Origin of the sequence: Roseovarius sp. EC-HK134 (genome assembly GCF_902498815.1) — a bacterium.
GTDB lineage: Bacteria > Pseudomonadota > Alphaproteobacteria > Rhodobacterales > Rhodobacteraceae > Roseovarius > Roseovarius mucosus_A.
Window position 1 is genome coordinate 3,272,827 of sequence record NZ_LR701544.1, and the last position, 11,806, is coordinate 3,284,632.

The following is an 11,806-nucleotide window of genomic DNA, read 5'->3' on the forward strand; positions in this document are numbered from 1 at the left end:
GTCCGTCGCCTACGCCAACATGAGGCGTGCACTTCTGAGATATTTGGGCGAAATCCCCGTCGGTTCGGTGGTGGAGGTCGCGACGCTGGCCGAGGCGCTGAACCTGCCTGCTCGCCACGTGGCGCATATCCTGCCGCGGCTTGGCGATGATGAAGCCGAGTTGTTGCCGTGGCACAGGGTAATCCCGAGAGGCGGCGCGTTCACGAAGGCGCAGATGGGACGCCCGCGCACGATACGCCAGATCGGCCTACTTCAGGCAGAGGGGGTGCGGTTTGTCGACGGCTCCCGGCTCGACATGGCGTCCGTCACGTGCTGGCAGCCGCCGGATACCCACCTATCGACGTTCTGGGCCGATCTTGAAGACGATGAGCCCGCCTAGGCCGACAGGATGCCTTCCCAATGAGGGCGAAGAAGGTGGGATTCACGCCCCTCCCGCTCCGCCACTTGACCCTGAAAAAATCTTCTCCCGATCCGAAGGTGGCTGGATTTGCGTTGTATTCTAGGGTTATGCGGCTCGAGCCAAGTACTCGCCCTTACGCGAGGAGGCTTGGACGCAGATACCTCTGAAATCCAACTACGTCTCATCACCGGTAAAGACGCGGTCCGCAGCTTTACGTGACCCGATGCCTTGTTAAAAAGAGCGATTTTTGCCCCCGATCCAAACCCCTATCCAAAATTGAGGGATTGAACGGCCTGCGTTTCGCGCTTCATAAGAACTGGAAATCATCCACAGTGAGATCCGCTGCTGCCATCCCTTCAATCAGCACGCCATGGCCGTTCACGTTGAGTTGCGCACCGGCTGCTGTGTCGAGAATGCCCAAGGCCGCCACAAAGCCAGAAAGCCCCGCGTTGCCGTTGGTGATGTTCGTCTCACCAGTGTCGGGATTGATGATCCGGATGAAAAGACGGTCGATCCCATCTTGGAAATCAGTGATGACATCTGTCTCGCCCTCGTTGAAGGCGCTGAATACGAATTGATCGGCACCCGCACCCCCTGTCATGCGGTCATTGCCAGCGCCCCCGTTGATCGTGTCAGCGCCGCTGCCCCCGTCGATGGTGTCGTTGCGGCCGCCGCCTGCAAGAAAGTCGTTGCCAGCACCGCCCTGAATGCTGTCATCTCCCTCGCCGCCTCCGACGCGGTCATTCCCTGCTCCGGCGTCAATCGTGTCACGTCCGGTGCCGCCCCCTATGTCGTCAGCCCCGTCTCCGCCGCTGATAAGATCATTGCCAAAGCTGCCAGAGATGCTGTCATTGCCGTCGCCGCCCTCCAGCGTATCGTTGCCAGCACCGCCAGCCACAACGTCATTGCCAAGGCCTCCCGATACGACATCGTCGCCAAAACCGGCACCCATGACATCATCCCCAGTAGTGCCAAAGATCGTGTCATTGCCCAGACCACCGCCGACACTGTCATTGCCCGCGCCGGCATCTACAAAGTCATTCCCATCCGAAGCGGAAATATTATCGTTGCCGCCACCGGCCTCGATGCTGTCATCGCCATCGCCCCCGGCAATCGTGTCGTTTCCCTCACCCCCACGGAGTGTGTCGTTGCCACCTGATCCCTCTAAGAGCCTGTCCGGTGGAGGTGAATTGGGCTCATCTGGTCCGCCCGTATCCGGGCCTCCGTTGACGGGCAGTTCGGTTGTGGCGACGGAGCCTGCCAAAATTCCCGTAAAGAAACTGTCGTCAACCAAATACACGTCCAAATCGAAGTCAGCGAGCAAGCTTGTGCCGATGTCACCAAGCAGACGGCTTTCCGTCAGCACGACAGCATCAACCACGCCGGTCTGTAGGGCTTGGTAATGTTCCGCAACCGCGATGCGGATGGGGATCGCGCCGAGGTTGGAGAGGCGTGTCATGACACTGTCATCGACGTCCGCCTCTACGGCAATCTTCAAGCCTGCAATAGCGCTCGTGTCGCTTAGGGCTCCGTCGCGGGAAAGCAGATAGGTCCGTGTGCTGGTGCCACCCTCGGAGTCTATTGGAGTTTCTTCATTCGTGTTTGGCTCGCCCGTCTCGGTGTTTGGAGGGACCGGCAGCTCGCTGGGGATCAAGACAAAGGCGCCATCGCCTGAGAAGAATCTGTCGTCAACTCGGAATGTCGCCACGCTGAGTTGGGAAAAATCAATGGGATCGACGCCCAGTAACAACTCCTCTGGGACAAGAACGCCGTCAATGCCGTTTCGTGCAGCCAAAACTGTGGGCAAAGTTTCCGCAGCGACCCGGAACGGCACGGCACCAAAGCCGTCAATCAGCGCGTCAACAGTCGCATCAAAGCTGTCCGGTAGAGCGATATTCGCACCGCTGAGATCGTCGCTTTCGTTTATCCCAAGCTCACGGAGGACGATAAAATAGGTTGTCATATAGGCGCTCCCAAGAAGGCTTTGTGGGTTAACTACAGAATATTGAACCAAAATTCTAAAATCATAAGGGTGTATGTGTAATGCTGGCGTCACTTTGCGCACGGGTCAAGACCCTTGGGCACATCGAGTCTAGATCGGAGGTCCGCCGCGGGCGTTGAAAGCGATGTCGGATGACCAACATCACGTTCAGCGGCAGATCCCTGATCGGATTGCCACTGGACTAGCCAATGAGACCTGAGGCTGACCGGCGGAGTGCGGGTTCTAAAGCGACGTTTGCTAGGCAGTCGAGCTCGAGATCTTCATCAGCACAATGCCTGAAACGATCAAAGCCGCCGCAATCAGTCGCGTCGGTGACGCGGACTCTCCCAGGACCAAGACACCCACCGTGAAAGCGCCAATAGCGCCAATCCCAGTCCAAACAGTATAGGCGGTGCTGAGCGGGAGCGACCGCATCGCGACGGCGAGCAAGGCGAAGCTTGCGATCATGGTTCCAATGGTGATCGCACTGGGTATCAGCAACGTGAACCCCATGGATTTCTTCATGGAAAAAGCCCAAATGATTTCAAGCAGGCCAGCGAGAACAAGATAGATCCAAGCCAAAGGAGACCCCTTCATGTTAAGGTCGGGTCGTCCCGAAATGGATGCGTCAGGCACGGGTCGTCCCGCGCGCGATCAAAGGTACTAGTGAAGCAAGCGGTGGTCAATGTGCGGATTGAGACGACATTTTAGTGACCGACAGAGCGGGCCTTATGCCTGCCACTGTCAAAAGGCAGCTTGCCGTCCTCGTGAGGGCGACGCCCCCCCCGGTCATCGAGTAGAAAAGGAGCGTGAGGCGTAGGCTAGCGCATCGCGCTTGATGCTATGGTCGGGTGCGGCCAACCTTCAGTGCGACGAAGGTCGCAGCCCCGTGAAATGCGCCGGAGAGGGACACCACGACAAGGAACGCTGTGAGCAACCCGCCTGCCGGTCCCACTGCGACCAAAGCGTCGAGGATGGCATCCCGCCACCACCAGATTGCCAGCGCCGATACCGCACCGGATGCGATCAGGATCGCGCTCGATCCAGCGGATGGGCCTCTGAGGAAACCTCGGGCGCGGCCAGTCTGGAACAAGAGCACCGCGTAGAGCGCGATCCCAGCCGATGTTGCTACGGCAAGCCCGGCTGCGCCCAGCCACGGGGTGAGCGCGATCTTGAGTGCGATATTGACCACAGTTGCTGCAACAAGCAGCCGCAGTGGTGTTCTTGTATCCCCGCGTCCATGGAACCCAGCGACGAGCGAGCGCAACGCGAGCGCGGGCACCAGACCAAGAGCATAAGCCGCGAGGATGGCCGCTGACGCCTCGGCTGCGGCCAGATCGAACGCGCCCCGGACGAACAGAATGCGCAAAACCCAATCGCCCAGTGTCGCCATCATCACCGCGACGGGCACGCCCACGGCCAAGCAGATCAGAAGCGCCCGGTCGAGCACGGCGCGCATGCCCATCTCGTCTCCTAGGCCCGCGCGACGCCCGATATCGGGCAGGATGACGGTGCCGAGTGCAACACCGATCAGGCCGATGGGCAGCTGGTAGAGCCGGTCGGCATAGTAAAGATGCGAGAGCGATCCGGCGGGCAGGAAGGTGGCGATGATCGTGTCAGCAAAGATCGCCACCTGCAGCGCGCCCGAGGTGAGGATCGCGGGCCCAAGGCGGCGAAACACCAGCCGGGTATCGGGCGACAGGCCCAGCCGGGGGCGCGGCAGGGGCAGGCCCGCGCGCCCTGCGGCACCGGCCAATAGGATCACCTGCGCCACGCCCGACACCATGACGCCCCAGGCGGCGGCATGGGCGGTGCTTGGAAAGTGTTGGGCCATAAGCAATGCGCCGATCATGCACAGGTTGAGAAGGATCGGCGCTGCCGCTGGCGCGGCAAAGTGATCGCGCCCATTCAAGAGGGCCGCGAGGAAGGCGACCATTGACATGCAGAGCAGGTAAGGAAAGGTGATCCGCGTGAGCGTGACGACCAGCGGCCAAGTCTCGTCGGCAGGCGATAGGCCGGGCGCCAGCACCGCCAGCATCCAGCCGGTCGCCCCAAGCGCCAACGACAATAGCACAAGATTGGCGAGCATGAGCCAACCCAAAACCTCTGCCCCAAGGCGCGCGCTGTCGCGACCGCTTGCATCGGCTGCGGCCCATGTCGGCAGGAAGGCGGCGTTGAACGCACCTTCGGCCAGAAGGGCGCGAAAATGGTTTGGCAGGCGAAAGGCCAGCATAAAGGCATCTGCCACCGGCCCTGCACCCAACGTTGCGGCCAACACCACGTCGCGCAGGAAGCCAAGAAGACGGCTGACCAATGTCAGACCCGAGACGGTGCCAAGCTTGCGCAGCATGGGGTAGGGCGATCCTCTGGAGCCATCGCTTTTTCCCGGTGATTTCGGGGAGTTTCGGCAGATTGCAATTGAAAACACGAGTTACTTTATCGTTTATTGTTGGAAAATGCCATCGCCTTCGAGAGTATAGCCCATGAGTCTCGACCAGATCTTTGTTCTTGCGCTTGTCGCCGTGGTTTTCCTGAGCTTTGTCAAGGAGGTATACCCGCCCGAGGTCACCGCTTTGGCGGCGTCGGCGGCATTGCTGGCCACGGGAATCATCGAAACACGAGACTTTCTGACGGTGTTCAGCTCGTCAGCGCCGATCACCATTGCGATGATGTTCATCATTTCCGCAGCGCTTGAACGCACTGGCGTGCTGACCATCGTGGGTGATCTGCTGAAACAACAGGCGCGGGGATAGTTCCTGCGAGCGATGCTCTTGATGATGTTCGGCACCATGGGGGCCTCGGCCTTTATGAACAACACGCCTGTCGTGATCCTGCTGACGCCGATCATGATCTCGGTCGCGGCCTCGGTGGGCGTGGCCCCCTCGCGTATGCTGATCCCCTTGTCCTTTGCGGCGATCTTTGGTGGCACGCTGACGCTGGTGGGCACCTCGACCAACATACTTATGAGCGGCGTCGCGCAGGAGGCGGGCCAACCCTCGATCACGATGTTCGAGATGACGCTGCCCGGTCTGATATTCGCCGGGGTGGGCATGGCCTATATGATCTTTGCCGGCCGCTTTCTGCTGCCCGACCGTGCGTCGCTTTCTGGGTTGCTGGGGCAAGAGGGCAAGCGCCGCTTTCTGGCCCGACTGTTGATCCCCAACGGATCGAAATACGTGGGGCGGCGGCTGTCTGATTTGCCCTTCAACACCGCCGAGACGCGCATCCTCGATGTCGTTCGCGGAGAAGTTTCGATGCGCCGCACGATGAACGACCTCGTGCTCGAGGTTGGTGATCGGCTGGTTCTGAAAACCGGAACGGGTGAGATTCTCGGGCTTAAGGAAGACGGACAGATCGCGTTCCGGGACAGGGACGACCACGATGTGGAACCCGTCACCGCCGACCAGACCATCACGATGGAGGCAAGCGTCGGCCCGAACTCGCACCTGCGCGGGCGGCCGATCAAGGATTTGAAGCTGCGCCGCAAATACGGCGTCTACCTGATGGCCGTGCATCGGCAGGAACAGAATATTAGCGAGGAATTGCAGGATCTGCGCCTGCAATTCGCTGACACGCTGCTGCTGGAAGGTCCCCCTGAGGGGCTTCAACGGATGATGGAGGATGGCGGCATCGTCAACCTGTCAACCCCGACCGAACGCCCGCAGCGACGCTCCAAGGCACCCATTGCCATTGCGACGATCCTTGCCGTGATGGGGCTTGCGGCCTTCGACGTCATGCCCATCGCCGGTCTCGCAGTGATCGGGGCGGTGGTGGTGATGATGACCCGCTGCGTCGATCCCGAGGAAGCCTTTGACGCCATCGACTGGCGTATCCTGTTCCTGATCTTCGGGATGCTTGGCCTGTCGATGGGGATGGAGGAAACCGGCACCGCCCGCGTGATCGTCGAGGCGGTGGTGGGTGCCGTGGGCGGGATTGGCCCGCTCGCCATCCTCGCCGCCGTCTATGTCTTGACCAGCGCGCTGACCGAGATGGTCTCGAACAACGCGGTCGCTGTGCTGATTGGCCCGATCGTCATTGCCTTGGCCATCGAGTTGGGCTTTGACCCGCGCCCCTTCATCATGGCGGTGATGTTCGCGGCCTCGGCCAGCTTCGCGACACCTATCGGCTACCAGACCAACACCTTTGTTTATGGTGCCGGGGGCTATAAATTCAACGACTTCATCAAGGTGGGCCTGCCGCTCAACATCATTTTCGCCGTGGTCGCGGTGCTGATCATCCCGATCTTCTTTCCGTTCTAAGTATCAGGCGGCCGTGAAATCACGCGCGAAGTCAGTGGCGGGATTGCCGACCTGCTCGATACGGCACATTGCGATAGAGCGCGCCGACGCACTCTGCTGGATCAAGCCCGCTCTGCTCGGCATAGGGCCAAGCGGAGAGGACAGTCCAGCGCGCGCCACCGGAGGTCTTGAGGGGTTGGGGGGATGACCTATACGCCGTCGACGACAAGGTCGTTCCGGTCTTCGATGCCCTTAGGGTTCCCGTCGCGCACAAGAAAGACGATGGTGGACGTCTAGGGCGAGGAATTCTGCGGCAAGCGCGAGTGTCAGTCCGCCGGGAAGAGGCCCGTGCGCTCGGAAATCGCATCAATGTCAGCCGAAAGCACCACTGTGACCACTGTCGCCTTGAGCCCGTCGATCACGGCGCGTGCTTGGGCGTCTGCGCCACCAGCGCCGCCTGACACCCAAATACGACAGAGCTAATCGTGAGTTGCAAAGGAAGACTCACGCTCTTTTTGTCGTGACTTTAGAAGTTCATTCTCTGGTGGCGGGTTCGGAAAGCCCAAAGCTTTCCAAGGGCCGTGCATCCTTCTGAAGATCAGCGACAGTGAGCGATTCGATCATCAGGATGTAGGTGGCGTAAAACCCGCCGAAGACGGCGCGCACCCGGCAGGTCTGTTCATCCGTGCAATCTTCGCAGCGCTGGTAAGCTTTGCGCGACAGGCAGGGCAGGGGGGCCATTGGCCCATCGATCAGACGCAGAACCTCGGCAAGCGATACCCGCCTCGGCTCTTTGATCATCTCGTATCCGCCATTGCGACCTCGGCGACTGCCGATCAGACCGGCGCGCTTGAGATCCAGCAAGATATGCTCGAGAAAGCGCTTGGGCGCACCCGAGCGAGCCGCAATATCTTCGATGCGCAGGGCCACGCCTTCACCAGCCTTCTCGTCGGCAAGCACCATGAGTGCCTTGAGCGCATATTTGGTCTTATGAGTGATCATCGGCTGAATATGGCTTTCAAAACGGCGACTAACAAGGTCAAGATTATCAAGTTTTAAGCACAAGCGAGCGTGAATACAAAACACGATAAGGAGGATCGACATTAAGAAAAATTGGGGCCTGCTCGCACCGAAACATTTGATGCGGCCATCTTGGGCCGAAAGGAGGCGCGATGACATTCGACCGGATAGGCCTGAAAATCCTCGACATTTTGCATCGGGATGCGACCGTGCCAGTCGCCCGTATCGCCGAGCAGATCGGGCTGTCACAATCGCCTTGTTGGAAACGCATAGAGAAGCATGAGGGGGCTGGCGTGATCCGTGACGCAGAAGGGTTACGGGTCGATGGATCGATGCGCGAACGCCTTTGCCAACCAGATAAGCGCCCCAACGACAACGCCCCAGAACGCCCCGCTGATGCCAAAAAGCGTCATGCCGCTCGCTGCTATCAAAAACGTCAGCGCGGGGGCTTCCAATTGGGTGCGGTCACTGAATGCCGCTGACATCGACCCAACCAAAGCGGGAACAAGCGCAAGCCCAGCCACCGCGGTGATAAGGGCGAGCGGCGCAAGGCTGGCCAATGACGTTACTACCGCTGCCGCAAATGCCAGCACCACATAGACGACGCCCGATGTGATCGCGGCCCAATAGCGCTTTGCCGGATCGCGGCCAGCATCCTCACCAGCCATCATCGCGGCCGTGATCGCCGACATATTGACGGGAATTGACCCGAACGGGGCAAACGCGAGGCTGACGATGCCGGTTTTCCGGATCAGGGGTTGGCGTTCCACCCGATAGCCGTTCAGCTCCAAGACCGCAAAGCCGGGGATGTTTTGCCCTGCCATTGTCACCAGATAAAGGGGCAGAGCGATGGAAAAGAACGATTGCACCGTGAAAATAGGGATGGTCGGTGTAAAGGCAGGAAGCCATGTTGTGTCGGCCTGCAGAGCGTCTGTTGAAGTCTCGACGCTGAAGTAAAGAACGGCAAGAAACGCAAGCACAGCAAACGGCATTGCGGCCAGCCTGTTCCATGTCAAACCCACCAGCCACGCCACGAGCACAGGCAGAACCAAAAGAGGAATGCTCCCAAGCGCAATCGCGGGGGCAAAACACAGTTTGAGCAGGACGCCCGCCAGCAATCCGTTGGCGATGGGTTTCGGGATGGCGGCGACGACCCGGCCAAGGGTTGGAAAGAAGCCGGTCAACACAATCAACCCGGCTGCAAAAATCATCGCGCCGACAGCCTCACCAAAACCACCGGGCAAGGTGACCGTTGCTGCCAGAAACGCCGCTCCGGGCGTGGACCAGGCCACCGCAGCGGGAATTCGCGTCACGACAGGCAGCCAGATGCTGCAAATGCCCATCCCAACGGTCGCAAAAAATAGCCCTGTGGTCGCCTGCGCCGCCGTGGCCCCCATCGCCGTCAATCCGGCCAACACAATGGCGAATGAGGCCGAGTATCCAACGAAAGCTGCAAGGACCCCCATTGAAAATGCTGATACTGAAAGATCGCGAAACATGGACTGGAACCACCTTAGTTCGGGTTTTCAACACCATTATCGAACGCGGCAGTTTCTACCAGTGCGGTCATGCAAAAACGCAGGCGCGTCGGCAGCTTTGTTCGCAGGGCTTTCTATTCTTCGGGCATGCTACACCCGACTTTTAGGGCGGGTCGCGTCAGCGTCGTTTGCCTTGGGGTTTCGTGATCTTGTTGCCACGGGGGCCGGACTGGACGGGGGTATTGGTTAGGTTTTCCTGCGTCAGCTTGCGCCATCGGGCAAGGCGCGCCGGATCGAGTGTGCCGTCGGCTGCCGCGCTTTGAACGGCGCAACCGGGTTCGTGATCATGGGTGCAATCTCGAAAACGACACCGAGCGGCAAGCTCGACAATTTCCGCGAACAGCGTGTTGAGACCGGCCGCAGCATCGCGGACATGCAGTGTGCGCATCCCGGGCGTATCAATCACCCAGCCGCCACCGGCAATTGCATGAAGTGACCGCGACGTTGTTGTGTGACGCCCTTTGGCGTCGGCCTCGCGAATAGGGCCTGTCGGCTGTGCGTCCTCGGATGATTTGTTTGACAATGTATTGAGCAAGGTCGATTTGCCCACCCCAGACGATCCGACAAGCGCAACGGTCTGTCCGGGGCCGCACCAAGGTGCCAAGGTCAGGGCGGCCTCTGGCCCGGTTGCGTTCAACAGGACCACCTCCAACCCTTGTTGAAGCGTTTTGGCCTGCTGCAGGTAAGGGGCGGCATCTGCCGTCTGATCGATCTTTGTCAAGACAATCACCGGGGTCGCCCCAGCCTCGTTCGCAAGCGCGAGATAGCGCTCCAGGCGCGCCAGATTGAAATCATCGTTGCAGGATGTGACGATCAGCAACGTGTCGACATTCGCAGCAATCAGTTGTGTGGGCCGGCCGCCTTCGGTTTTTCGCTGTAACAGCATCCGCCTATCCAGCCGCCGCATCAGCAAGCGGGTCTCGGGGTTCACCAAAACCCAGTCGCCCACGGCAAAATCCGTCGTAAGCGACTGCGCGGAAAGCTCCAGCCGCACTGGGCCACGTTCGGAGATTGCTGTGACCCGGTCCCGGTGAACAGTCGCAATACGCATGGGGGCAAGCTCTGCCTCGCCATCCTCTACCTGCTCGGAAAAGAACGTAAACCAGCCGAGCGCGGCCAATGAAATTGAGGGCTGGTCTGATGAAATGCTCACATCCGCATGAATGGCGGCGGAATGGCGTTGTTGCAAGCATATCCTTCGGTTAAGCGCAGATATGACATTGCGAAACATCCGGTCGAACGCAGCTGTCGGCCAGCGCAAGCAACCGTTCAGATGGTTGCCTTTGGCGCGGCGTTGGACAAGGGTGCACGATCGAGACCAAGGGAGTTTGCGACATGATGATCTACGGCTTGCAGACTTGCGCACTCTGTCAGAAGGCCCGCAAAGCATTGGAGGCGGAAGGGCTGGATGTTTCTTTTCGTGATATCCGAGCCGAACCATTGAGCGAGGCGGAATTAGCGGCGCTGATCGTAGAGTTCGGGGATCGGCTCGTGGATCGCAAATCGAATGATTACCGCGCGCTTAGTGATTGGCTGAAGAATTCAGAGGCCGAGGCACAGATCGCAGCGCAGCCCAAGGTCATGGCGCGCCCGGTGATTCAGGACGGGGACACGTTTTACTTGGGTTGGGACGAGACCGTGCAGAACGCGGTGCTTGAAGGCCGCTGATTTCTCAAGCTGAGCTATTACCGCGACTGACCAGACCGAAGCGCCACGCCGCGGCAAAGCCCGTTCGTGCCTAGCATCGGGTCAAGACCGATTGACTGGCACCCAGGCCAAGAGGGGTCAGCGGAACGCTCTGACTCTCAAATGTCGCCGACCACCGCGCAGAGATGATAGCCGCTCGCGCATGTCACCTTGGCAAATGAAATCCAGCACCTTTTGCCCTGCGCAACGCTTACCTCGCCAATAGCGGAGCGATTTGCCCTGCAATACGCGCCGATCCTTTCTGTGACGGATGAAGCCGATCCGCGGCAAAAAGTGAACGGTCGTCAGGAAGAAACACGTCATCCAAGTCTACCAGCGTCACGCCCGCGTCAGCATGCGCCATTCGTCCCAGTCTTTGCTCCAGAACCTGATAGGGCGCTTCACATGTGGTGCCTGCATAGCGTGGCGCAGTATAGTAATCTGCCCAGATCACCTGTGATCCCCGCGCCCGCAAGTTGGCCACGAGGTCTGGGATGGCACCCCGTTCGCCATCGTCGGAGATCAGCCGATCCAGCACAGCCCCGCAGCTTGAGCAGGTGCAGCCCGTGCTCAGATCGTTGGCCCCGCCGTTCAGCACCACCCATTCGGCCCTCAATCCTTCAAGCTGGGTTGGAATATTCCAGGCACTCCACCCACCCGCGACCTGTGCCAGTGAAAGTGACACATCGCCGACCGGCTCTCCGAGACGTGCTTGCAGACCATCTGCAACCGAGGCCCCGGCGGATCGATTCCACGCCATAACAGAATCCCCCGCCACAACGATGCGCGCGGTCTCTGGAATGCCGCGTCCACAGGCGGCAAGAAGGCTTAAGGCCACAACGATCACGTATTTCATGACAGGTGAAGTAAGCCACGCAGGCCCATGCTCAAGCCAGGTCGACCGCATCCGGTGAATTCTAGGGTGATCAGCACGGCTTGTCCC

General features: G+C 59.8%; 10 protein-coding genes and 3 pseudogenes. 5 read left to right on the forward strand and 8 right to left on the reverse strand.

Annotated features, from left to right (window positions below; all coding sequences use genetic code 11):
* The first annotated feature begins 19 nt into the window (after positions 1-19).
* On the forward strand, positions 20-379 hold the full coding sequence (locus GC127_RS19670; RefSeq protein ID WP_151979279.1) for an MGMT family protein: 360 nt from the start codon (positions 20-22) through the stop codon (positions 377-379).
* Between the two features lie 328 nt (positions 380-707).
* On the opposite strand, the gene GC127_RS19675 is transcribed toward GC127_RS19670, so the two are convergent.
* From GC127_RS19675 to murJ, 3 genes are all read right to left on the reverse strand, one after another.
* Positions 708-2,363 carry a calcium-binding protein gene (locus GC127_RS19675; RefSeq protein WP_254700169.1) on the reverse strand — a complete coding sequence of 552 codons (1,656 nt, stop codon included), beginning with the start codon at positions 2,361-2,363 and terminating at the stop codon, positions 708-710.
* A gap of 276 nt (positions 2,364-2,639) precedes the next feature.
* Positions 2,640-2,963, reverse strand: a complete 324-nt coding sequence (locus GC127_RS19680; RefSeq protein ID WP_008280854.1) for a multidrug efflux SMR transporter — start codon at positions 2,961-2,963, stop codon at positions 2,640-2,642.
* A 259-nt stretch (positions 2,964-3,222) separates the two neighbouring features.
* Complete coding sequence (gene murJ / locus GC127_RS19685; RefSeq protein ID WP_151979280.1) at positions 3,223-4,731, reverse strand: murein biosynthesis integral membrane protein MurJ; 1,509 nt, start codon at positions 4,729-4,731, stop codon at positions 3,223-3,225.
* A gap of 133 nt (positions 4,732-4,864) precedes the next feature.
* On the opposite strand from murJ, the pseudogene GC127_RS23360 reads away from it, so the two are divergent.
* Together GC127_RS23360 and GC127_RS23365 are read left to right on the forward strand one after the other, a co-directional pair.
* Positions 4,865-5,680, forward strand: a pseudogene (locus GC127_RS23360) (SLC13 family permease); the annotation flags it as partial.
* 117 nt (positions 5,681-5,797) lie between these two features.
* Positions 5,798-6,640 carry an SLC13 family permease gene (locus GC127_RS23365; RefSeq protein WP_368074237.1) on the forward strand — a complete coding sequence of 281 codons (843 nt, stop codon included), beginning with the start codon at positions 5,798-5,800 and terminating at the stop codon, positions 6,638-6,640.
* 61 nt (positions 6,641-6,701) lie between these two features.
* Here the strand turns inward: GC127_RS23365 and GC127_RS23165 are convergent.
* Together GC127_RS23165 and GC127_RS19700 are read right to left on the reverse strand one after the other, a co-directional pair.
* Positions 6,702-7,068 (reverse strand): annotated as a pseudogene (locus tag GC127_RS23165) (substrate-binding domain-containing protein); the annotation flags it as partial.
* Positions 7,069-7,153: 85 nt separating this feature from the next.
* Positions 7,154-7,621: an Rrf2 family transcriptional regulator gene (locus GC127_RS19700; RefSeq protein ID WP_151979854.1), complete on the reverse strand. Its 468-nt coding sequence runs from the start codon at positions 7,619-7,621 to the stop codon at positions 7,154-7,156.
* Positions 7,622-7,791: 170 nt separating this feature from the next.
* On the opposite strand from GC127_RS19700, the gene GC127_RS23265 reads away from it, so the two are divergent.
* On the forward strand, positions 7,792-8,121 hold the full coding sequence (locus GC127_RS23265; RefSeq protein ID WP_302848609.1) for an Lrp/AsnC family transcriptional regulator: 330 nt from the start codon (positions 7,792-7,794) through the stop codon (positions 8,119-8,121).
* On the opposite strand, the pseudogene GC127_RS19710 reads toward GC127_RS23265, so the two are convergent.
* A pseudogene (locus tag GC127_RS19710) lies at positions 8,005-9,138 on the reverse strand (benzoate/H(+) symporter BenE family transporter); the annotation flags it as partial. The gene GC127_RS23265 and the pseudogene GC127_RS19710 overlap by 117 nt on opposite strands.
* Before the next feature lie 157 nt (positions 9,139-9,295).
* Complete coding sequence (gene rsgA, locus GC127_RS19715; RefSeq protein ID WP_008280859.1) at positions 9,296-10,366, reverse strand: ribosome small subunit-dependent GTPase A; 1,071 nt, start codon at positions 10,364-10,366, stop codon at positions 9,296-9,298.
* A gap of 146 nt (positions 10,367-10,512) precedes the next feature.
* Between rsgA and GC127_RS19720 the strand changes: the two genes are divergently transcribed.
* Positions 10,513-10,845 (forward strand): arsenate reductase family protein, encoded by a 333-nt coding sequence (locus GC127_RS19720; RefSeq protein WP_081506106.1) that lies wholly within the window; start codon positions 10,513-10,515, stop codon positions 10,843-10,845.
* A gap of 229 nt (positions 10,846-11,074) precedes the next feature.
* On the opposite strand, the gene GC127_RS19725 is transcribed toward GC127_RS19720, so the two are convergent.
* A complete protein-coding gene (locus tag GC127_RS19725; protein WP_254700174.1) occupies positions 11,075-11,770 on the reverse strand; it encodes an SGNH/GDSL hydrolase family protein in 696 nt (231 codons plus the stop codon).
* Positions 11,771-11,806: the final 36 nt, after the last annotated feature.